The sequence below is a fragment of the Bradyrhizobium sp. genome, assembly GCF_022844465.1.
GTDB lineage: Bacteria > Pseudomonadota > Alphaproteobacteria > Rhizobiales > Xanthobacteraceae > Bradyrhizobium.
This window is the reverse complement of the sequence record NZ_JALHLP010000007.1, coordinates 92,070-112,837: the sequence shown is the minus strand read 5'-3', so window position 1 is coordinate 112,837 and position 20,768 is coordinate 92,070. Positions and strand designations below refer to the sequence as shown.

Annotated in this window: 18 protein-coding genes; 13 read left to right on the top strand and 5 right to left on the bottom strand. The window is 64.7% G+C overall.

Annotation, left to right across the window (positions count from 1 at the left end; translation table 11 throughout):
* Positions 1 to 16: 16 nt before the first annotated feature.
* The 9 genes from Q0D31_RS14065 (at position 17) to Q0D31_RS14025 (ending at position 9,046) form a co-directional block, all read left to right on the top strand.
* Positions 17 to 1,195, top strand: coding sequence for a substrate-binding domain-containing protein (locus Q0D31_RS14065; protein WP_291851748.1), 1,179 nt, complete (start codon positions 17 to 19; stop codon positions 1,193 to 1,195).
* A 137-nt stretch (positions 1,196 to 1,332) separates the two neighbouring features.
* A complete protein-coding gene (locus tag Q0D31_RS14060; RefSeq protein ID WP_291851744.1) occupies positions 1,333 to 2,847 on the top strand; it encodes an amidase in 1,515 nt (504 codons plus the stop codon).
* Between the two features lie 34 nt (positions 2,848 to 2,881).
* Positions 2,882 to 3,739: a branched-chain amino acid ABC transporter permease gene (locus Q0D31_RS14055; RefSeq protein ID WP_291851742.1), complete on the top strand. Its 858-nt coding sequence runs from the start codon at positions 2,882 to 2,884 to the stop codon at positions 3,737 to 3,739.
* A gap of 4 nt (positions 3,740 to 3,743) precedes the next feature.
* Positions 3,744 to 4,964 carry a substrate-binding protein gene (locus tag Q0D31_RS14050; protein ID WP_291851741.1) on the top strand — a complete coding sequence of 407 codons (1,221 nt, stop codon included), beginning with the start codon at positions 3,744 to 3,746 and terminating at the stop codon, positions 4,962 to 4,964.
* Between the two features lie 69 nt (positions 4,965 to 5,033).
* Complete coding sequence (locus Q0D31_RS14045; protein WP_291851738.1) at positions 5,034 to 6,083, top strand: branched-chain amino acid ABC transporter permease; 1,050 nt, start codon at positions 5,034 to 5,036, stop codon at positions 6,081 to 6,083.
* Positions 6,070 to 6,804: an ABC transporter ATP-binding protein gene (locus Q0D31_RS14040; RefSeq protein WP_291851735.1), complete on the top strand. Its 735-nt coding sequence runs from the start codon at positions 6,070 to 6,072 to the stop codon at positions 6,802 to 6,804. Before Q0D31_RS14045 ends, Q0D31_RS14040 begins: the two co-directional genes overlap by 14 nt.
* Positions 6,797 to 7,501: an ABC transporter ATP-binding protein gene (locus Q0D31_RS14035; protein WP_291851731.1), complete on the top strand. Its 705-nt coding sequence runs from the start codon at positions 6,797 to 6,799 to the stop codon at positions 7,499 to 7,501. The genes Q0D31_RS14040 and Q0D31_RS14035 overlap by 8 nt, the downstream gene beginning before the upstream one ends.
* Positions 7,502 to 7,668: 167 nt before the next feature.
* The gene (locus tag Q0D31_RS14030) at positions 7,669 to 8,334 is read left to right on the top strand and encodes a DsbA family oxidoreductase (RefSeq protein ID WP_291851729.1); all 666 of its coding nucleotides are present in this window, start codon (positions 7,669 to 7,671) and stop codon (positions 8,332 to 8,334) included.
* A 73-nt stretch (positions 8,335 to 8,407) separates the two neighbouring features.
* Positions 8,408 to 9,046 carry an NIPSNAP family protein gene (locus Q0D31_RS14025; protein ID WP_291851726.1) on the top strand — a complete coding sequence of 213 codons (639 nt, stop codon included), beginning with the start codon at positions 8,408 to 8,410 and terminating at the stop codon, positions 9,044 to 9,046.
* Positions 9,047 to 9,074: 28 nt separating this feature from the next.
* Here the strand turns inward: Q0D31_RS14025 and Q0D31_RS14020 are convergent, their stop codons facing one another.
* The 4 genes from Q0D31_RS14020 to Q0D31_RS14005 form a co-directional block, all read right to left on the bottom strand.
* On the bottom strand, positions 9,075 to 10,019 hold the full coding sequence (locus tag Q0D31_RS14020) for a cupin-like domain-containing protein (protein WP_291851722.1): 945 nt from the start codon (positions 10,017 to 10,019) through the stop codon (positions 9,075 to 9,077).
* Positions 10,016 to 11,209 carry a GNAT family N-acetyltransferase gene (locus Q0D31_RS14015; RefSeq protein ID WP_291851719.1) on the bottom strand — a complete coding sequence of 398 codons (1,194 nt, stop codon included), beginning with the start codon at positions 11,207 to 11,209 and terminating at the stop codon, positions 10,016 to 10,018. The genes Q0D31_RS14020 and Q0D31_RS14015 overlap by 4 nt, the downstream gene beginning before the upstream one ends.
* A gap of 168 nt (positions 11,210 to 11,377) precedes the next feature.
* Positions 11,378 to 14,107 carry an EAL domain-containing protein gene (locus tag Q0D31_RS14010; RefSeq protein ID WP_291851714.1) on the bottom strand — a complete coding sequence of 910 codons (2,730 nt, stop codon included), beginning with the start codon at positions 14,105 to 14,107 and terminating at the stop codon, positions 11,378 to 11,380.
* A gap of 78 nt (positions 14,108 to 14,185) precedes the next feature.
* Positions 14,186 to 15,268 carry a FecR family protein gene (locus tag Q0D31_RS14005; RefSeq protein ID WP_291851711.1) on the bottom strand — a complete coding sequence of 361 codons (1,083 nt, stop codon included), beginning with the start codon at positions 15,266 to 15,268 and terminating at the stop codon, positions 14,186 to 14,188.
* A 246-nt stretch (positions 15,269 to 15,514) separates the two neighbouring features.
* Here Q0D31_RS14005 and Q0D31_RS14000 point away from each other — a divergent pair, with 246 nt between their 5' ends.
* Together Q0D31_RS14000 and Q0D31_RS13995 are read left to right on the top strand one after the other, a co-directional pair.
* Entirely contained in the window at positions 15,515 to 17,191 is a 1,677-nt protein-coding gene (locus tag Q0D31_RS14000) for a ShlB/FhaC/HecB family hemolysin secretion/activation protein (protein WP_291851708.1), read from the top strand.
* 227 nt (positions 17,192 to 17,418) lie between these two features.
* Positions 17,419 to 18,861: a caspase family protein gene (locus Q0D31_RS13995; RefSeq protein ID WP_291851705.1), complete on the top strand. Its 1,443-nt coding sequence runs from the start codon at positions 17,419 to 17,421 to the stop codon at positions 18,859 to 18,861.
* A 293-nt stretch (positions 18,862 to 19,154) separates the two neighbouring features.
* Here Q0D31_RS13995 and Q0D31_RS13990 read toward each other — a convergent pair whose 3' ends face one another.
* Complete coding sequence (locus Q0D31_RS13990) at positions 19,155 to 19,622, bottom strand: PaaI family thioesterase (protein WP_291851702.1); 468 nt, start codon at positions 19,620 to 19,622, stop codon at positions 19,155 to 19,157.
* A gap of 188 nt (positions 19,623 to 19,810) precedes the next feature.
* Between Q0D31_RS13990 and Q0D31_RS13985 the strand changes: the two genes are divergently transcribed.
* Both Q0D31_RS13985 and Q0D31_RS13980 read left to right on the top strand, forming a co-directional pair.
* Positions 19,811 to 20,128 carry a hypothetical protein gene (locus Q0D31_RS13985; RefSeq protein ID WP_291851699.1) on the top strand — a complete coding sequence of 106 codons (318 nt, stop codon included), beginning with the start codon at positions 19,811 to 19,813 and terminating at the stop codon, positions 20,126 to 20,128.
* 76 nt (positions 20,129 to 20,204) lie between these two features.
* Positions 20,205 to 20,435, top strand: a complete 231-nt coding sequence (locus Q0D31_RS13980; protein WP_291851696.1) for a hypothetical protein — start codon at positions 20,205 to 20,207, stop codon at positions 20,433 to 20,435.
* The last annotated feature ends 333 nt before the right edge of the window (positions 20,436 to 20,768 follow it).

The following is a 20,768-nucleotide window of genomic DNA, read 5'->3' as shown; positions in this document are numbered from 1 at the left end:
TTGAAAGGAGAGCGACTTGCTCTCGCTGACGCAATTTGGGAGTTCCGGTGCGCCGTTGATGCCGCCGGAATGGCGGCTGAGAGGCCTGTCGGGCATCGGGGAGGGCACCTCGGTCCCGGCGCTGGGCCCGTTTCGGGCCCGCCGCGATCGCAAGCGATTTCGGATCGCGAATTTCGTCGGACTTTCCGGGCCGTCGGGAATCTGGGGACCGGCCTCCATCAACAGCACGCTGCTGGCCGTTTCCGAGATCAATCGTCGTGGCGGCATTCTCGGCCGCGAGATCGAGGTGGCGTTCCATGACACCGGCGGCGCTATCGACGACGTAACGCGGACGGCTTGCGACATTGTCGCGTCGGAAGATGCAGACCTCGTGATGGGGTCGCATATCAGCGCCGTCAGGGTGGCGTTGCGCGAGGTCGTCGCCGGGCACATTCCCTACCTGTACACGCCGGTGTACGAGGGCGGCGAGCGAACGCCCGGCGTGATGGCGATCGGCGAGACACCGGGAACGCAATGGCGCCCGGCCATCGAATGGTTAGCCAGCAACAGGCGCGCGTCAAACTGGTATCTGATCGGCAGCGACTACGTCTGGCCATGGCTCTCCCACAAGGCGATCAAGAAATACATCGCGAACTCCGGAGGACGTGTCGTCGGCGAAGAGTTCGTCGCCATCGGCGAGCACGATCACAGCGACCAGCTCGCCCGGATCCGGGCCGCCAAGCCCGACGTGGTTCTGATCACCTTGATCGGCGCGGACAGCGTCATCTTCAACCGCGCGTTTGCCGAGCAGGGGCTGGGCTCGCGGATGCTGCGTCTGGCCGGCGCGATGGACGAGACCGTGCTGCTTGGCATCGGCGCCGACAATACCGAAAACCTGTTCTGCGCGTCCGGCTATTTCATTGACAGGAACTCGCGCGAGAACGATGCATTCCGCGCTCATTACCAGGCCTTGTTCGGCCGCAATGCGCCGCCGCTCGGATCGATCGCACAATCAAACTACGAAGGCCTGCGGTTTCTGGAGGCAGTCGCCTCCCGGGCGGGATCGCTGGCGGTCAAGCCGCTGCTCTCGGAAGCCGCGAATGTCGATTACCAGGGCGCGAGAGGCACCATCGGCATCCGGCGCGGCAGCGCCCGCATGCCGATCTATCTTGCGACGGCCAACGGGCTCGACTTCCGGCTGATCAAACAATTCTGACGTCGCACACATCGTCTCGCCAAGTCGCTCAAAATAATACTTGAAAAAGAAAATGTTTCCGTTTCTATTGATGCGGGCGGGGCGTGCTTTCGCCCGGCAGCTTTGCTCGCGAACCGTCAGAGAAACAGGAGAACAACGTGACAGTAGCGCTTCCAACCCCTGATCAATTGCGCGCGGTTGCGAACCAATGCGGTTTGGCGTTGACCGATGAGGATGTCACCTCGTTCCGGGGTTTGATGCAGGGCTCGGTCGATGCCTACAACGCCGTGGCGGCGATGTCCGACGAGGTCCCGATCGTGAAATATCCGCGCACGCCGGGCTATCGTCCGAGCCCGGAGGAAAATCCACGCAACGCCTGGTACCGCAAATCAACTGTCAAGGGCGCCGCGAGCGGCAAGCTGAAAGGCAAGGTCGTCGCGCTCAAGGACAACATCATGCTGGCCGGCGTACCCATGATGAACGGCTGTTCGACGCTTGAAGGCTATGTGCCCGATTTCGACGCCACCATCGTCACGCGCATGCTCGACGCCGGCGCCGAGATTGCCGGCAAGGTCCATTGCGAGTCGTTCTGCATTTCCGGCGGCAGCCATACCAATTCGACCGGTCCGGTTCATAATCCCCACAAGATGGGATTCTCCGCCGGCGGCTCGTCGTCCGGAAGCGGGGTCGTGGTCGCGCTTGGCGAGGTCGACATGGCGATCGGCGGCGACCAGGGCGGATCGATCCGGATGCCGTCATCCTTCTGCGGCACCTATGGAATGAAACCGACCTGGGGACTGGTACCCTATACCGGCATCATGCCGATCGAAATCTTCGTCGACCATACCGGGCCGATGACCGCCAACGTCGCCGACAATGCCTTGCTGCTCGAAGTGCTCGCCGGTGACGACGGTTATGATCCGCGGATCAAGTCGCCCGAGGTGCAGGAATACACCAAGGCGCTTGGGAAGGGCGTCAAGGGCATGAAGATCGCCGTCGTCAGGGAAGGCTTCGAGCAGGCCGGCGCCGAAGCCGCCGTAAACGAGAGCGTGCGGGAAGCGGCAAAACGGCTGGCCAGCCTCGGAGCCAGCGTCGATGAAGTTTCCATCCCCATGCACATGGTGGGACCGGCGATCTGGACGCCGATCGGAGCCGAAGGAATCGCCCAGACGATGATGTTTGGCGACGGCTACGGCTTGAGCCGTCAGGACCTCTATTCAACGTCGCTGATGGATTTTCATCGCGGCTGGCGCAGGCAGGCGGATTCGCTTTCGGAGACGACAAAGCTGTTCCTGATGCTTGGCGTCTACATCAACAATAACTTCGGCCCGCGCTACTACGGCAAGTCCGTCAACATCTCGCGGCGTCTGACCGCGGCCTATGACAAGGTCCTGGCGAATTTCGATTTGCTGTTGATGCCGACCACGCCAATGAAGGCGACGCCGTTGCCTGCACCCGGCGCCAGCCGAGAAGAGGTGTGTGCGCGCGCATTCGAGATGATCACAAATACCGCCCCGTTCGACATCACGCACCACCCGGCGATGTCGGTCCCGTGCGGAATGGTCGACGGCCTCCCTGTCGGACTGATGCTGGTCGGCCGGCATTTCGACGAACCGACCATCTATCGCGCGGCTCACGCCTTTGAGCAGGCCGGGGACTGGAAGAGAATGTAAGCCGCTGAACGTCCGAGGGTGCCGGTGATGCCAGATGGATAACCTGTTCGTCGCACTGTTCGAGATCCTGAGTTTCGGCGCGATCGTCGTCCTGGTCGTGCTGGGGCTCGGAATCATCGCCAGCATGATGGGCATCTTCAACTTCGCCCAGGGTGAGTTCGTCCTGCTCGGCGCCTACGTCACCTATGTCGTCCACAGCGCGGGCCTGCCGGTCTGGCTCGGAATGCTGGCTGCGCCCTTTGTCGTCGGCGCGCTGGGATTTGTCCTGGAACGATCGATCGTCCGGCGGTTCTACGCGGCGCCCATCGTGGCGATGCTGGGCACCTACGCGCTGGGACTCATCATTCGCGAGATCGTCCGCGGCTTGATTGGCGGGCTGTATCTGTCGGTCCCGGAGCCGCTCGGAGGCTCGGTCAATATCGGGACCATGCACTTCGCCACCTGGCGGCTGGTCATTGTTCTCATCACCGCCCTCGTGATGATCGGCAGTTATCTGCTGCTCGCGCGCACCGCCTTCGGCTTGCGAATTCGGGCGTCGCTGGAGAATCCGGCGCTCGCCCGGGCGTCGGGCATTTCCACCAGCGCGATCTATGGCGCCACCTTTGCATTCGGTGCCGCACTGGCGGGGCTTGCGGGTGCGTTGATCGTGCCGGTGTTCTCGCTGTTTGCGGATCTCGGCCTGCGTTTCCTGATCCAGGGGTTCGTCGCCGTCATGGTCGGCGGGATCGGATCGTTCGCGGGGCCGGTCGCGGGCGCCGGCGTGATCGGAACGCTCGCTGCCGCACTGCCCTGGGTCATGCCGCCCGTGATCGCCGACGTCCTGGTGTTCGTCCTCGCCATCATCTTCATCAAGTTTCGGCCGCAAGGCCTGGTTTCAGCAAGAGGGGTCTAGCTAGATGTCCAACCACCGCAACAATCCCAGCCGCCGGCGGTTTCTCTCCAATTTCGCCTTTGCCAGCACCGCTCTCGCCACCGGCGTCGGCAGTTGGGTCATTCGTCCCGACTGGGCGAACGCGCAGGCAGGCCCGATCAAGGTCGGCGTCGCAACCGATCTGACCGGCCCGATCGGCTACGCCGGGAACGCCAACGCCAATGTCGCGAGAATGGTGGTCAAGGAAATCAACGACGCCGGCGGATTGCTCGGCCGTCCGCTGGAACTGTTCATCGAGGACACCGCGTCGAATGAGTCGGTCGCGGTCGGCAACGTCCGCAAGCTGATTCAGCGCGACAAAGTCGATCTCGTGCTGGGGGGTATCACCAGTTCGATGCGCAACGCCATCAAGGACGTCATTGTCGCGCGCGGCAGGACGCTGTACATCTATCCGCAGCTGTACGAAGGCAAGGAGTGCACGCCCTACCTGTTCTGCACCGGGCCGACGCCGGCGCAGCAGTGCGACGAGTTCATTCCCTGGCTGATCAAGAACGGCGGCAAGCGCTTCGCGCTGCCGAGCGCCAACTACGTCTGGCCTCACACCCTGAATGTCTACGCGCGCAAGGTGATCGAGGCCAACGGCGGCGAAGTGGTCTTTGAGGAATACTACCCGCTTGACCAGATCGACTTCAGCGCCACGGTGAACCGGGTCGTTTCCAACAAGGTCGACGTGGTGTTCAACACCGTGATCCCGCCAGGGGTAGGGCCGTTCTTCAAGCAGCTTTACGAAGCGGGATTCCTCAAGAACGGCGGCCGGCTGGCCTGCGTCTACTACGATGAGAATACGCTCAACATCAACCAGGCTGCGGAGATTGAAGGACTTGCGAGTTGTCTTGATTATTTCAAGGCGATCACGCCGGAAGATCCGTTCAGCGCCAAGATTCAGGCGGCCTATGAGAAACAGTTCCCGGGTACATTCCTGTTTGCCGCCGGAAGTGCTGCGACCGGCGCCTATCGGGGCCTCAAGCTATGGGAAGCGGCGGTCAAGGAGGCCGGAAAGATCGATCGCGACGCGGTCGCCGCTGCGCTGGATCGCGCGAAGATCGCGGAGGGCCCCGGTGGCCCCGCGGAAATGGTCCCCGGCAAGCGGCACTGCAAGATGAAGATGTATACGGCGGTCTCCAAGGGCGGCAAGTATGAGATCGTCGCCCGCAGCGCCGGCATGGTCGATCCCAAGGAATGCTAGCGCAATGCTGAGCGTGACACAGCGCCGGTCATGCGGCGCGGCAAGACCTGCGAGGCCGCTGACAGACCGATGACGGACACGACGCAGACGACGACGGCGAAGCTTTCGCTGGGCGCCCACCGCTCGCGCCGGTGGCAGGTGCTGCCGCTTATTGAAATCGTGGTTCTGGTGACCGGCCTGCTGCTGCCGTTCGTGCTCAAGGACTATCTGACGATCTACGCCACGCGGGTCCTGATCCTCTGCCTGTTCGCGCTCTCGTTCGACCTGGTGTGGGGATACGCCGGGATCATGAGCTTCGGACAGGCGGTATTCTTCGGAACGGCGGGATATGGTGTCGCGTTGCTCGCCCGCGATCTCGGCGTCACGTCGATCCTGCTGGTATTGCCGGCCGGCCTGTTGATCGGATTCGCCTTCGCGCTGCTGCTCGGCGGCTTTCTGCTGCTTGGCCGTCATCCGTCCAGCGTGATCTTTGTTTCCCTCGGCACACTCACCGGGTCATATGCGGCGGATCGCGTGGCGCGGGGCTGGTACTATCTCGGAGGCCAGAACGGCATTCCATCGATTCCGCAGATGAATCTCGGCAGCTACGATATCACCGAGGGGCCGGTCTACTATTACCTTGTGCTGGGCATCCTCCTGCTCGTTTATCTGCTGTGCCGCTTCCTGGTGCGATCGCAGTTTGGTCTCGCGCTGGCAGGTTTGCGCGAGAACGAGCAACGCATCGCCTTCTTCGGCTACCAGGTGCAGCGGATCAAGGCGATCATCTTTTCTTTCGCTGGTGCTATCGCCGGCCTCGCCGGCAGTCTCTTTGCATTTCATGAAGGTTTCGTGTGGCCAAACATGCTCGGCGTGGTGATATCGACGCAGGTCGTGCTCTACGTCTTGTTCGGCGGCTCGGGCACGCTGATCGGAGCGGTGATCGGCACGATTGCGATCGAGGCGGTCAGCTTCTGGCTGTCGGACAGCTACCAGGACATCTGGCCGATCATCCTCGGCATGCTGCTGTTGCTGGTTATCCTGTTTCGTCCCGCCGGCCTGGTCAGCCTGGTCCTCAGCGAGCGCGAGCGCGTCGGCGATTTCGGCCGACCGCCCGGGAAGGCCGATCGTGGCTCTTCTTGAAGCGCGGGGCCTGGTCAAGATATTCGGCAAGCTGACAGCCCTGAACGGCGCCGATCTCACCATCGCGGAGAACGAATTCCACGGTTTGATCGGGCCCAACGGATCGGGCAAGAGCACGCTGATGAAATGCGTCGCCGGCGCCGAGATACCGACATCGGGTTCGGTCAGGTTTGGCGGCCACGACATTTCGCAAGCCTCGCCCGCCGAGCGGGCCCGCAAGGGCATGAGCCTCAAGTTCCAGATCACCAGCATCCTGCCGGCACTGACGTTGTATGACAACATCCTGCTGGCGCTGCAGGCTCAGACATCGTTGCCCCGGCTGGTGTTCTCACGCACCCGTGGGATCCTGCACGACCGCGCCATGGCCATGCTCGAGCAATTCCGTTTGGCGGACCGTGCGGCGGATCCGGCTTCCGCGCTCTCGCACGGCCAGCAGCAGTGGCTCGAGATCGCGATGGCGCTGGCTGGCGAGCCGCGGCTTCTGCTGCTGGATGAACCGACCGGCGGCATGAGCCTCGAGGAGCGACGGGTTACCGGTGAACTGCTGCAGCCTATCAAGAAGCGCTGCTCCCTTGTCATTGTCGAGCATGATCTCGATTTCATTCGCGACATCTGCGACCGGCTGACCGTACTCGACCAGGGAAGCGTGCTGGATTCCGGTTCGGTTCAGCACATCCAGTCCAGTGCCCAGGTCCAGGAGGTCTATCTGCGCCGTGTCTAACGAGAGCGCCTATCTCGATATCCGGAATGTCGAGGCCGGCTACGGCCGAAGCCAGGTCCTGTTCGATGTCAGCATCCAGGTTCCCTGGCGCGGCGGCGTCGCCATCCTTGGCCGCAACGGCGCCGGCAAGACCACGCTGATGAAGGCGATCATCGGCGAACTGCCGCTGCTGGGAGGTTCCGTGACGCTAGACGCGCGCAGTGTCGGACAATTGCCGACTGAGCAGCGTGTTCGCCTCGGACTGGGATATGTGCCGCAGGAGCACGCGGTGTTCGGGCGGCTTTCGGTGCGGGATAACCTCGCCGTCGGCGCGCTGACCAACCGCGACAGCCAGGCCGTCAATCGCGTACTGGAGACATTCCCAAAACTCGGCCAGCGGATGGACCAGGTGGCGGGCACACTGTCCGGCGGCGAACGCAAGATGCTCGCGATCGGCCGCGCCTTGCTGGCTAACCCGCGGGTGTTGTTGCTGGACGAGCCGACGGAGGGGGTCTGGATCGGGGTGATTGAGGAAATCACCGAACGGCTGATCCTGCTGGCCAGGGACATCGCCATCGTGATCGTGGAACAGCATCTCGACCTCGCGTTACGCGTCGCGGACCGGGCCTTGGTTCTCGACCGTGGCAGGGTCGCGATCTCGGGATCGGCGCAGGAGGTTCGTAACGATCCAAGGCTCCTGCAATATCTGGCGCCCTAGCGTCCGCTCGGTGGAGATGGCGCAAGTCGAGGGCTTCCCTCTGGCATGAAGTAGCGGTCATTGCCCGCCCCGGCGAAATCAGGGGATGCGAGGCATGCAGGCGGCGGCCTTGTGTGATGGCGCATTCGGCTTATTCTGGGCGTCCTCTGTTACCCGAGGAGACGCCGATGACCGCCCTGAAACCGCTGAAGATCGACATCGTCTCCGACGTGGTGTGCCCGTGGTGCTATATCGGCAAGCGGCGGATCGAGAACGCGCTGGCGCTGGTGCCTGACGTTCCCGTGGAGGTGCGGTGGCGGCCGTTCTTTCTGAACAACTGGGTGCCGCGCGAGGGCATCAGCCGCGACGAATACCTCACCGCCAAGTTCGGCTCGGTCGAAGCCTACAAGGGCATTGCCGGCCGCGTCGTCGCCGCCGCGCAGGAGGAGGGGTTGAACTACCGGCCCGAGCTCGTGAAGCGCCAGCCCAACACCATCGACTGCCACCGGCTGATCCATTGGGCCGAGGCCGAGGGCAAGTCCGGCGAGATGAAGCAGCGGCTGATGGAGTTGTACTTCCGCGACGGCGGCGATCTGACCGATGTCGACGTACTGGTGCAGGCGGCGGCCGATATCGGCCTCGATGCCGACGAGATGCGCAAGCGGCTTGCGACCGATGCGGATGTCGCGCTGGTCTCCGGCCAGGCGCAGGAAGCCGCCGAGAAGGGAATCTCGGGGGTGCCGACCTTCGTGTTCGCGCAGAAATACGCGGTGTCCGGCGCGCAGCCTGCCGAGCAGCTCGCCCGCGCCATTCGTGAGGTGTCCGGCGAGATCAACGCCCAGGCGGCGGAGTAGCCGCTTCGATATCCTTCGTCGCCTCTGCGGGACGATGGCGAAACCAACAACAAGAAAACCTCGGGGAGACGTCATGATCTACGAACTGCGAACCTACACCGTGAAGCCCGGCACGCTCGGCGACATGGTGAAAGCGGCGAGCACGGTGTCGCGCGACATCCGCAAGGACGATTACGGCAAGCTGGAGGGCTATTGGTCGACCGAGATCGGGCCGCTCAACCAGGTCCTGCATATGTGGAGCTACAGCGATTTCGAGACCCGGGCGCGGATGCGCGCCGAACTGGCCAAAAACCCGCGCTGGACCGGCGAGTATGTGCCGCTGATCCGTCCGCTGCTGGTCCGTCAGGAAGTCCGCCTGATGACTGCGGTTCGGCCGCCGGTCGCGCCGGCGTCATCAGGCAATTTCTATGAACTGCGCAACTACCGCGGCAAGCCCGCCGGCGGCCTGAAGCAGTGGCTCGACGCGTTCACCGCGGTGCTGCCGGCGCGCGAGAAACACTCCAAGATCGTCGGCCTCTGGCAGACCGAGGCGGGTCAGCCCAACGAGGCCTGCCACATCTGGGCCTATCCCAGCCTGAATGCGCGCGCCGAGGCGCGGGCCAGCGCCCTGAAGGATCCGGTCTGGCAGGAGTTTCTCGGCAAGGCGCCGGCCTTTCTCGACGAGATGCACTCGACCATCATGCTGCCCGCGCCGCACTCGCCGTTGCAGTGAAGGCATGAGGTAGCCCCCGGGCTACAGGTCACGCGCGCTTGAGATAGTAGTTCGCGCGTTTGCCGAGCGCGATCCGCCGCAGCAGGGGGCGCATCGCCATCGAGGCGCGCAACGGCCTGATCGCCGTGGTGACCGCGCGATAGAACGCCAGCTTGAACGCGTCGCGCAGCGGCTGCCTGCCGGGCGGCGGCTGCGGCAGGCCAATGCTGCGCAGCATCGAGTTGAAGAAGTGCAGGTCGTTCAGCCGTCGCACCTCGCGCGTCTTCCAGGTGATCGCCATCGAGATCGAGAACGAGCCTGACGTGCGCACCCAGTGCGGCCATTGATACGGCACGTAGCAGCCGTCGCCCGCGAACAGGTGAAATTCGCGGCCGCGTGCTGCGAAGCTCTCGTCGTATTTGAGGTTGCGGTGCTTGGTCATCGAGCGCTCGATCTCATCGTCGGGGACGATGATGCGGTCGGCATTGTCGAAGATCGTGAAGAATTTCTCGCCGTGGAGATGAACGAAAAAATTGTCCTCGCTGTCGAGATGGAACGGCGTGGTCGAATTCGGCGAGGACACGAACACAAAGCCCTCGACCTGCTCGAAGCCGGCGTCGAGCAGGCTGTTGAAGCCGCGCGCGCGGGCGACCGACAGCAGCGCGTCCTCAAGCAGCGCCTTGTAGGGCGGCGAATTCTCGACCCGCTTGAGCACCATCCAGGCGCCGGCGGTCTCGATCCGAGTCACCACCTCGACCGGGTCAAGGTCAAGTGCGGCAATGGCGTCCGGATCCTGGCTGATCGCGACCTTGCCGGAATTGTATTCGATCAGGTCGCGCGGCAACTCGGCGGCAAGCTGCGCGATCCGTGACAGCGTCAGCAGCGGATGGCCAACGAGCTGGTGACGGATCGCAAACGGCCTGAGCGGAAAATCGCGGCGGAGCGCGTCGTGATCGGCCGTGATCAACGGCGCCGGAGCAAAATGCGTGCTCATGAGGATTGCCCCCTGTTGATGAGATGAACCAGGCGGCGCGCCGGCGCTCGGATTGCGCTGCGCAAAGCGAGCGTGGCGCGGATCATTGCGACCACCGGGTCGCGCCGCCGCAGCGGGATCAGCACATCGCCGATCGCAAGCCGCCCGCGCCAGATCGGATTGACCATGGGGTGACCGGGTTTCGCGGTGGAATCGACGGTGGCGATGGCCGGGTCGGCGCAGAAATGCCGGGTCAGCTCCAGCGTCAGCTGCACGCCGGGCGAGAACTTCGCAAAGCGCTCGTCGACGCCGAGCTTGAAGTAGAAGGCGCGGTCCTGATGCCGCAGCACCAGCGCCGCGGCCACCGGCGTCTCGCCGGCGCGCAGGGTTGCGATCTCGCACTGGCCGGTTTCCGCCAAAGCCATCACAGCGCGGCGGACGAAGGTCGCGTCGCCCTCGTGGCTCCCAAGCGCGGTGCCGCGCTGGCCTTTCCAGCCGCTCGCCTCCAGCGCCAGGAAGGTTTCGATGGCGGCGGCGATGTCGGCGGGCGCGCGCGCCATCTCGAACCGGACGGCGCCGGATTCGGCGAGGCGGTTGCGCTGGCGCCGCAGCTCCTTCAGCTTCTTGGCGCCCAGCGCCTCGCGCAGCAATTCATCGGCGTCGCCGGAGGCCTCGAGGCAGGCGCGCAGGTAAGAGTGCAGGACCACCGGCGCCATGCCGCCGTCGCGCAGCACCGTCGTGAACGCCGCCATGGCCGCGCCATCGAGCGCGGTGGCGCGGAGGATCAGCGCGTGCGCGCCGGCCCGGCGGGCCTGCTGCAGGAGGTCGGCGACCGCGTCTTCCGCCCGGTCGCGATCGAGCATCGGCGTGCCAAGCGTGCCGTAGGGGTCGGCGTTGACCAAAGCGGGCAGGGGAATCCGGTAGGCGCGCCACAACGAGATGACCGGCAGGAGACCGATAAGCCCGGCGGCGTCATCCCAGGCGCCGAGCGCCGATGCGCCGGTGCGGCCGCGCGCGGAAGCGTTCACCGCCAATTGCCAGTCCGGTAGATGATAACCGTTCGGCTCGGCGGCGCGTTCGGAGAGCGCGCGCCAGGCGGCGGCCGATACGTGGGCAAGCGGCTTCAGAGCATCGAGGGCTGGGGACCCGCGTGCCTCCGCCTCCGCGCCCGCGGCGCGACGCAGCATCGATGTCTCTGCAATGTCGGTCACTTCCCCACATCCCGGTTCGCGACTTGAAGCGGGCGGCGCCGCTTGCCCCATCGTCTTTTCCGTGCGGACGCTAGCGGGAACAGGTGGAAGATATTGTTGAGGCGAAGTTCGGATTTGACCGGTCGCGTTAACGGCTCGTTCAGCCTAGCCGGGCGACCGCCCGGGCCGTCAGGCGACCTCGACGGCGGCGGCCGGAATGGCGAGGAATTTGGCTTCGAACTCGCTTGCCGGCATCGGCCGGCCAAAGAAATATCCCTGGCCCTCTTCGCAACCCATGCTGACCAGGAAGTCGGCCGTGGCTCGGTTTTCGATGCCTTCGGCGATGACGGACAGGCCCAGTTGTTTGCTGAGCCCGATGGTCGAACTGACGATCGCGGCGTCGTCGGGACTAGCCAGCAGCCCGAGCACGAAGGAACTGTCGATCTTCAGCCCATTGAGCGGGAATTTCTTCAGATAGCTGAGGCTGGCAAAGCCGGTGCCGAAATCATCGAACACGATACGGACGCCGAGGTCCTGAATCTGCAGGAACGTCCTCAGCGCGCCCAGTTCGTCGTGCAACAGGATGTCCTCGGTGATCTCGAGTTCGAGGCTGGTCGGACTTAAGCCGGTGCGCGCAAGCGCCTGCGCGACCGAGCAGGCAAGGTCGCCGGTCCGGAACTGCGAGGGCGAAAGGTTGACGCCGATGCGAAGCTTTTGTCCGGCACGTTCCCAGGCGGCCGCCTTGGCGCAGGCAGTTTCGAGAACCCAGTCGGCAATCCGCTCGGAAGTCGCCGAGGTGTTGACGACCGGCATGAATTCGCCGGGCGAGACCAGGCCCCGCAGCGGGTGACGCCAGCGGATCAGGGCTTCGGCGCCGATCAGGCGGCCGTCGGCCAGGTGCAGTTGTGGCTGATAGAACAGTTCGAACTCGTTACGCTCCACGGCCAGCGCCAGTTCCAGTTCCAGCGTCAGGCGGGTTTCGATCTCGCGGCGGATCGAATCCTCGAACAGCACGTGACCGCCGCGCCTGGTTGCCTTGGCGCGGCTCAGTGCCATATGGGAATTGCTCAGGAGTCCTTCGGCGGCACGGCCGTCGGCGGGGAAGACGGCGGCGCCGATGCTGACCCTGACGCGATGCTGGCGGTTGCCGGCCAGCAGCGGCGCGTCGAAGCCGGCGCCGATCTGCTCGGCAAAGCGGCTGACGTTATTGCCGATATCGTCCGTGCGAACCGCGATCGCGAACTCGTCGCCGCTCAATCTCGCGACGATGCCCGCAGCTGGAGCTGCCGCGGTCAGTCGCTCCGAAATGGCGCGGAGCACCAGATCGCCGCTGGCGTGACCGAGCATGTCGTTGATCCGCTGGAAGCCGTCGAGGCCGATCACAAGCAGCGCCACCTTGCCTTCGTCGGTCTCGGCGCGGGAAATCATCGCAGCCAGTCCGCTGTGAAGCGTGTCGCGGTTGATGAGCCCCGTCAGAGTGTCGTGTTCCGCCAGGTATCGAATTCGCTCGGCCTCGCGCTTGCGCGCCGAGATGTCGCGAAGGATCGCCCCGAACTGAAATCCGTCGGTGCCCTGCCAGCGGGAGAAGCTGGCCTCGACCGGGAACACCTTGCCATTGCTGCGGCGGCCGGCGAATTCGACAACCGTTCCGGCGGCGAGCTGCGCGGCGTTGCTGATCGAGAAGGGGCTGGTTGCGCCGGTTTCGTCGCGGGCGCAGATCGCATCGAACGGTCGGCCAATCATCTCCGCGGGCTGGTAGTCGAAGATCGCCGTCGCGCCGGGATTCCAGACCGTGATCAGATAGTTGGAATCGGTGCAGATCAGGCCGTCGCCCATCGACATCGCCACGCGCTGAAAGCGGCTCTCGGCGACCCGGCCGAGCAAATCGCGAACGTCGATTTCGTCGAGCGCGATGGAGGCGATGTAGACGACAATGGCAATGTGAAACAGCGATGTGTCGAGAATGAGCGGAAATTTCGCCTGCAGCAGGAAGGCGACGGCTTCGATGGCAACCGCCATGGCAGCGAGCAACGCCACTCTCTTGCCGGCGGCGAGGCGGCGCCATGTGACCAGCATGACCAGGGCGAGCAGGGCAAGGCCAGCCAGCGTGACGATGCTCGAACTCCATTGCAGGGCGCGGCCATGCATCAGCGATTCAGCGGCAAGGGTCTGCAGCACGGGACCGGAAACGATCGCGCCATTCGGTACGCTGAAGCGGTCGCCCAGTTCGAGCGCCGTACCGCCGACAATGACCTTCTTGCCGCGCAGTTCCTGCAAGGTCGCTTCGTCGCCGCGCAACACGTCCACATAGGACACTTTCGGGATTCCGGACGTGCGGATGCTGAAATCAATCAGAAAGGGGGCGCGCGTTTCGGCGTATTGTCCGGCGAGCACCGCCGCCATCGCGGGCACGAACTCGCCGTTCAGCTTCTCGCCGAACGGGTAACGGCGAACGAGGCCGTCCGGCCCGACTTCGACGTTGACGAGCGCGGGCCACGAATGCTCGGCAAACATCTGCAGCGGGCGATTGACGTGAAGGGCAGCCCGGTCGGTACGGGGCTGCTGGAAGGAGGGCAGCACGACCGATCCGCCGGCGCCCTCCAGCGCTTCCGCGAAGTTGCGGTCAGACGCCGCGTCCGACGGCGTGGAGAAGTCGACATCCAGCGCGATCTCCTGCACGTCGGCTTTTTGAAGCTGCCGGATCAACTCGGCGTGGAGCATGCGGGGCCAGGGCCAGACGCCGATCCTGTCGATCGACGGCGCGTCGATCGCGATCACCACGATATCGCCGCTGGCCTGGCGCGACTGCCAGGCGAACCGCAGGTCGGTCAATGCATGACGGAGCCCGCCGTGCCAACCGCCCAGCAAGACGATTGCCAACGCAATCACGACAAAGAAGTGCGGCCGATATTGTCTCACGTGATCACCATTCTGGTGTTTTGCGTTTTGGTCGTCGTCAGGTGCACCAGCCAACGGCCTCGTGCGTTGAAGTTTGCGCTAACGGTTCTTGTAATGGCCGTAGGCGTTTGCATTGCCGCGGCCATTGCCGTTGGCGCCGCTTCCATTTCCGTTATTTCCATTGCCGTTGCCATTGCCGTTTCCGCCGCCGTTAGAGCCGCTGACGGCCGCGACCGTGCTGCTGACGCCCGAAGCTGCCGCGCCGGTCGCAGCTGATGCCGCGCCCGCTACCGCGTCGCCCTGGCCACTGTTGGCCGAGGCCATATTGGCTCCGGAACCTGACCCGGCCCAGATCGTGTCCCTGCGCGCGGCATTTCGCGTGCCGCCATGGGCAGCCGACGTGTCACGGGCAAGGCCCTGCGTGGCGCGGTGGACGTTCAAACGGACTTCACCGATCGACGAAGAGATGCGGGTCACGCCCTGTCTCGCGGCGTGTGGGGCCGCATGCGGCTTCTGTCCATTTGCAGCATGGCGCGCTGCGGAGAGGCCTGCGCGAACCCGTTCAATGGTGGGCGCGCGCGGCGTGCCTTGCTCGATCGGGCTGAACCTGCCGGATCCGCTTAGCGACAGACCGGCCTTGCCGTTGGCGAAGGTCGTCGCGTGCTGGCCCGCCATCACTTGCGCAATCTGGCCTGACTTGAAATCGGAAACCTGGACCTGACCGCGGATCACGGCGACGCTGGTGCTGCCGGCGTTGATGGTGACGCGAAACTGCGTACCCTTCACCACGGCGGCGAGATAGGGCGTCTCGACCTCGAAATGCCGGACATTGCGCTTTTCCACCTCAAGCAGGATCGAACCTGCCTGCTGGACGATCGTCGTGGACAGGCCTTCGTTCTTCTGCGCGGGCACGCCGACCACCGAGTTGGGCGCGATCAGGATCGTTTCCTCGCCCCGCCGCAGCAGAACGCGCCCAGTGCGGCCGGTGCGAACGGTGTCGCCCGGCTTCAATACATCTTCCTGCTTGAGCGACGCCTGTTGCACGCCGCTGCCGGTGAGCCAGACCTCGCCCGAGGATTTGCTGACCGCCCAGTCGTCGCCATCGGCGGCGAGGGCGCTGGGAGGCGCCGCCAGAATGAACGCCGCCGCGACCAGCCTTGAGGCTCGATGTAATGCACGCATGAAACTCTCCGAATTGCCGCCTTGTTCAGCAGGCTATCGGAAATGTTTCAACATTGAGTGAGCGCAAGCCGCGCTCTGCGGCTAGGCGCATTAACCAAACGTTGACCATAAAATTCTATTAGAAATCATATGGCTAGGGGTTCCACCAGTGCACGGCCGCCCGCGTCCGTAGATTCACGGAGACGCGCCGGTCCGGCTGTAGCCGGGCACCGGTCGGCGGGGGCCTGTTTCGTTTTCTGGGCGCTCGTGTCCTGTTGGCCGGCGCAAGCGCAGCAGGCGACCCAGCCAGGTTACGATCCGAGGCAAACGGAAAAGCGCTTCGAGGACCAGCAATCGGTCCAAGCACCCGACGGGCGGCCCCGAGTGCCGCTGCCCCGACTCTCCCGGCCAGAGGGGCAAGGCGATTCCCGACCGCTGTTCGTGCTGCGGCGCGTTGCCATCGCCGGCGCTATCGCGATACCGCAGGACAGGCTGGTTGCGGCGTATCGATCCTACATCGGGCGAAAAATATCGCAGGCCGACATGGCCGCCATCGCCGCGGCGGTCAGCGACGTCTATCGCGCCGCCGGATTTCATCTCAGCCGGGCGATAGTGCTGCCGCAGGACGTTCAGAACGGCCGCCTTCAGCTCCAGGTCGTCGAAGGCAGCATCACGGAAGTGGCGCTGAAAGGCGAGGGCGCCGAACAATTCGGCGTTCGCCCGATGCTCGATGCCGTGCTGGCCGAGCGGCCTTCACGGCTTGCGACCCTTGAACGCCAGCTGCTCCTGATCAACAGCCGGCCCGGCGTGCGCATCGAGGACACTGCGCTCGAGGAAATCGGCGCCGCCAGCGGCCATTTCCGACTGATCGTTTCGCTGAAGACCTGGCATTTCTTCACCTCGTTCGGCATCGACAATTTGGGATCGTCCTCGGTCGGGCCGTGGCTGAGCTACGCCACGGCGGCGTTCAACTCCTATCTCGCACCGGGCGACTCGCTGGTCGTCAATCTTTCGACCACGCCCGGCGATCCGCGCCAGCTTGTGTTCGGCCGCATGTCCTACGAGGTTCCCATTGGCACCGATGGCGCCCGCATCGGCGCGTCGGGTTTCTACAGCGAAGTCCGGCCCGGCGACTGGCGACGCCTCTATAGCGACACCATCAAGACCGAATCGTTCGAAATCCACGGCAGCATTGTTGCCTTGCAATCGCAAAAATCCACACTCACGCTCGCCGCGGCCGCCGGATTCACCAATGCCTCCGAGAGCGACATTTTCGGCCCGGTCTACGCCGATCAGATCCGCACCCTCAGCCTGACGTCGGACTATCGGCTGCGGGACAATTTCGGCGGCAACAACTATCTGACGGTGAACTACCGCCAGGGTATCGACATTCTCGGCGCCTCGCACCGGGACGACGACTATTTGTCGCGCGACGGGGCATCCGGAAGATTCTCGGCGCTGAACTTCTGGTTTACGCGCTACCAGACGTTGTCCGATACATGGTCGGTGAAAATTGCGGGGGCGGGTCAGGCGGCGTCCGGTCCGCTGTTCACCTCGCAGCAATTCTATCTCGGCGGCATCGCATTCGGGCGCGGCTACGGCAGCGCCGAGATCAGCGGCGACAATGGTGTTGCAGGCTCGGTCGAATTGCGCTTCGACCAGAAGACCAGTTCCCAGTACCTGAGCGGCTATCAGCTCTACGGCTTCGTCGACAGCGGTGTGGCCTGGAATTCGGGCTATCGCCTGAGCGACGGCCTTTCGCTTACCTCCGCCGGCGGCGGTGTTCGCTTCTTCCTGACCGAGGGCCTGCAAGCCGACATCGGCGCGGCGGCGCCGCTCAGCTATCGCGCACCGGACAATCCCGGCCGCGGGGCGCGGGTGCTGTTCTCGCTGACGAGCGCGCTGAAACTTTGCCCGGCCCGGCCGCAAACCCGCTGCTTGTGAATTCCGGCAAAACACCCCGCTGCGGCAATCGCCAGCCAGCCCGAACCGGGCATAATGCGCGGAAGCCACCTGAGGATTGTGATTTCCGTCACCCATCCGGACCTCGGCCTGTGACATAATCGTCGTTAAACTGAGCCGAAGTCCCGCCACCCATGGCGCGGCCGGCTTGAACCTTTGGCTTCTGGGCCCTGACCAACCCGTAGCCTGCATTGCCTGGAGTTGGCCCCATGTTCCGTCACGCGCTGCTGAAGTTGATGATCCCCGCCGCGCTGCTGGCCGGCGCGCAGTCCGCGTTCGCGGAAAATCGCCTCGCGCTGGTGATCGGCCAATCCGCCTACCGCGCGGTGCCGGCGCTGCCCAACCCGGTCAATGACGCCAGGGCGGTCACGCAATTGCTGACCGATTCCGGCTTCGAGGTCTCGACGGCGTCCGACCTGTCGCAAACCCAGATGCGGCAGACGGTCAGCGAGTTCGCCGGCAAGGTGGCGGCCAAGGGCGCCGACACCGTCGCGCTGGTGTTCTATGCCGGCCACGGCCTGCAGATCGACGGCGAGAACTTCCTGGTGCCGATCGACATCGATCCGAAGCGCGAGGCCGACATCCCGATCCAGGCGGTGCGGCTCAACGACATCCTCAACACCCTGAACTCGGTGCCGAGCCGGATGCGGATCCTGATGCTCGACGCCTGCCGCAACAACCCGTTCCCCGAGATCAGCAAGACCGCCGGCGGCGGGCTTGCCATCGTCGACGCCAAGGTCGGCGCACCCGGCACCTTCCTGTCGTTCTCGACCTCGCCGGGCGCGGTGGCGGAAGACGGCAGCGGCGCCAACAGCCCGTACACGACCGCACTGCTGGCGGCCGGCAAGGAGCGGGGGATTCCGATCGAGGAAACCTTCAAGCGGGTGCGGCTGGCGGTCAACAAGGTGACCGAGGGGCGGCAGACGCCGTGGGACAGTTCGTCGCTGGTCGAGGATTTCAGGTTCTCCGGCGCCTCGGTGCCCGGGCCGAAGCCCGCCGTGGTCAAGAAGACGGTCGCGGAATGGACCCGCGACCTCCGGGGCAATCCGGTCGAGGCGGCCAACGAACTGATCGTGGCCGACGGCACCGACGAGGCCTATGAGGCCTTTGCCGGCCTCTACGCGCAGACCCAGCTCGGCAAGCTGGCGCGCGACTGGCTCGACCGACACATCCGCATGGTGGCGTGGAACAACGCGGTGATCCTCAACACCGCGGCCGGCTATCGCGCGTTTCTCGCCAGATTCCCCAACAGCGACCTGACGGCGACCGCGCGCAAGCTGGAAGAGCGGCTGCGCAACCGTCCCGACTTCGCGCCGCCGGTCGTCGCCGGCGCCGGCGCCGTGCCGCAGAACGTCGCGCTGGCCGCGCCGACATGTCCCTGCAACGGGCAGCCGTCGCCGTCGCCTGTGAAAAGGGTCAATACGCCGACCAAGCGCGTCGAGCCGGAGCCGCCCAAGCGCGTCGACCGCAAGCCGCCGCGCCGCCCGCCGCCGGATGATGACGTCGTGATCGTCCGCCGTCCGCCGCCCCCGGTCTACGAGCCCGCCGGCCCGCCGGTCAGCATCGGCATCGGCATTGGAATTGGCGGCTTTGGCGGCGGCCAGCGTGGCGGCGGCAACGACGGTGGCGGTTATGGCCGCCGCGCATACTGAGCCGGCGGTAACGGCGCTATCGATCCTGTGGTGGGCGCTGCAATTGCGCACAAGGCGGGCGATGACGACGGAATATGCGTTCGCGATCTCGCGGCATGACAAGTGGGTTCTGCCAATCCCTCATGGTGAGGAGCGCGTCTTCGCGCGTCTGGAACCATGAGGGTTGAAAAGAAGCGTCGGCTCAGCGCCGTCATTCCGGGGCAGCCCGCAGGGCTGAACCCGGAATCCATTCAACTCAGAAACAGCAGCGAGAAGGTTTGCGACCAGCGCCGAACGCGCTGCGCGGTCGCCGATCAGGACGGCAGCATCGCAAACGCGCTGGAGACCATCGCCACCGGCCGGTTGTCGGCGGCCGAAAGCAGCGTGACGCGGCCGAAGCTCATGGTGCGGCCGAGCCGCATCACCCGCGCGTCGGCCAGCATGTCGGCGGCGGTGACCGCGCGCATGAAATGGGTGGTCTGGTCGACCGTCGTCATCGGCCGGTAGCCGCGATTGGCGGCGAGGTTGGCGATCACCATCGCGGTGTCGGCAAAGGCCATCAGCGCCTGGCCGCAGACGGTGCCGCCGTTGCGGCACAGCCGCTCCGAGAACGGCAGCCGCAGGATAGCGCCGGGCTGCCAGTCGGGCGCACCTTCGGGGGCGGCGAAATCAAGGCGCTCGATCGAAAGGTTGAGATCCTGCACCCAGGGCGCAAACACCTCGCCGAGCACGCGGTTGGCTTCCGCGATGCCGAATTCCGCGCCCTGCGGCGGCTGTTGCATGACGGCTGTTCCTCGCCCGTGGTTGCTGCCGGCGCAGTGTAGGGTGACTGGTGCTGCGGCTCCAGCCCGACGCGTCGCCATAGTGCAGAGAGCGGCGGCCTCAAAACCGGCGGGCCGGCTTGGCGGCGCGGCAGCGCCGGTGGTATCCTTAGCCAAACGCAAGACGGGCGTTCCACAGGAGAGCTTGGATGAGAATGTTGAGCGCGGTGGCGGCAATGGTGTGGTTGACGGCGGCCGCCTCGGCACAAACCCCCAATGTCAATCTGATCCCCGAATTGCAGTCCAAATCGCCGGAGGAAAAGGAGCAGGAGGCGATCCGGGAACGCGCCTACAAGGATTCCCTGCGCAAGATCCCCGACGCCAAGGGGGCCTCCGACCCCTGGGGCAATGTGCGCGGCGCGGATGCGCCCAGGGCCAATGCGCCCAAGGCTGTAGCACCCAAGGCTGACGCGTCCGCCAGGCCAAAGCCCAAGACCCAGGACAAGACCGGGAGCGCCAGCCAGTAGTGAGGCCAACCACGGCTGGAACTGGCTTGCCGCCGGCACTATGTTCAATCGGTCGTCATGTGTCTGGAGTTGCGACATGGTCCTGCGTCCACGCGATCTCGCCAGCCGGATGGCCGGCCGAGGCCGGCGGAACGACGGCTATCTGCGCGAGACGTTCACGCTGCCGCGCGACGAGGCGCGGGCGAGGGCGCGCGACTTCCTCGATCGCTTTCCCAAGGCGGCCTATATGAGCGCGGTGGAAAGCTGGCGCGAACTGCCCGGCGGCGACATCGAATTCACCATGCGGCGGCTCGCCAGCGCGGATTAGTTAATCCTACTGCTTCAGAATTGCTCGACCTCATCCTGAGGAGCCCGCGAGAAGCGGGCGTCTCGAAGGATGTAGGCCGCAAAGCATCGTCCGGAAACGCGCTTGCGCTAGCGTGTAATCAGCCCCCGGCTGATGTCAACTTTGGAATTGCTCAAGGTATAGCTTTGCATGACCTTGTTGCGGTCGAAGCGGCCACAAATTTGCCTGACAGCATATTCCGTGATGCTGACCGGCCCCCATGAAGTGGCCCGATTGGAATGTTAGTTTAGCGACTGCATTTTGACTATCTGCTTTGGCGCCGGCCAGACGAAGGCTTCGGGAGCCGGCGGTCGA

Bases quoted from the DNA above. Each gene is read 5' to 3' on its own strand.
- Q0D31_RS13990 (WP_291851702.1), bottom strand. From the start codon at position 19,622: ATGCAACAGCCGCCGCAGGGCGCGGAATTCGGCATCGCGGAAGCCAAC.
- Q0D31_RS14045 (WP_291851738.1), top strand. From the start codon at position 5,034: ATGACGGACACGACGCAGACGACGACGGCGAAGCTTTCGCTGGGCGCC.
- Q0D31_RS13995 (WP_291851705.1), top strand. From the start codon at position 17,419: ATGTTCCGTCACGCGCTGCTGAAGTTGATGATCCCCGCCGCGCTGCTG.
- Q0D31_RS14020 (WP_291851722.1), bottom strand. From the start codon at position 10,019: ATGAGCACGCATTTTGCTCCGGCGCCGTTGATCACGGCCGATCACGAC.
- Q0D31_RS14005 (WP_291851711.1), bottom strand. From the start codon at position 15,268: ATGCGTGCATTACATCGAGCCTCAAGGCTGGTCGCGGCGGCGTTCATT.
- Q0D31_RS14055 (WP_291851742.1), top strand. From the start codon at position 2,882: ATGGATAACCTGTTCGTCGCACTGTTCGAGATCCTGAGTTTCGGCGCG.
- Q0D31_RS14030 (WP_291851729.1), top strand. From the start codon at position 7,669: ATGACCGCCCTGAAACCGCTGAAGATCGACATCGTCTCCGACGTGGTG.
- Q0D31_RS14050 (WP_291851741.1), top strand. From the start codon at position 3,744: ATGTCCAACCACCGCAACAATCCCAGCCGCCGGCGGTTTCTCTCCAAT.
- Q0D31_RS13985 (WP_291851699.1), top strand. From the start codon at position 19,811: ATGAGAATGTTGAGCGCGGTGGCGGCAATGGTGTGGTTGACGGCGGCC.
- Q0D31_RS13980 (WP_291851696.1), top strand. From the start codon at position 20,205: ATGGTCCTGCGTCCACGCGATCTCGCCAGCCGGATGGCCGGCCGAGGC.
- Q0D31_RS14025 (WP_291851726.1), top strand. From the start codon at position 8,408: ATGATCTACGAACTGCGAACCTACACCGTGAAGCCCGGCACGCTCGGC.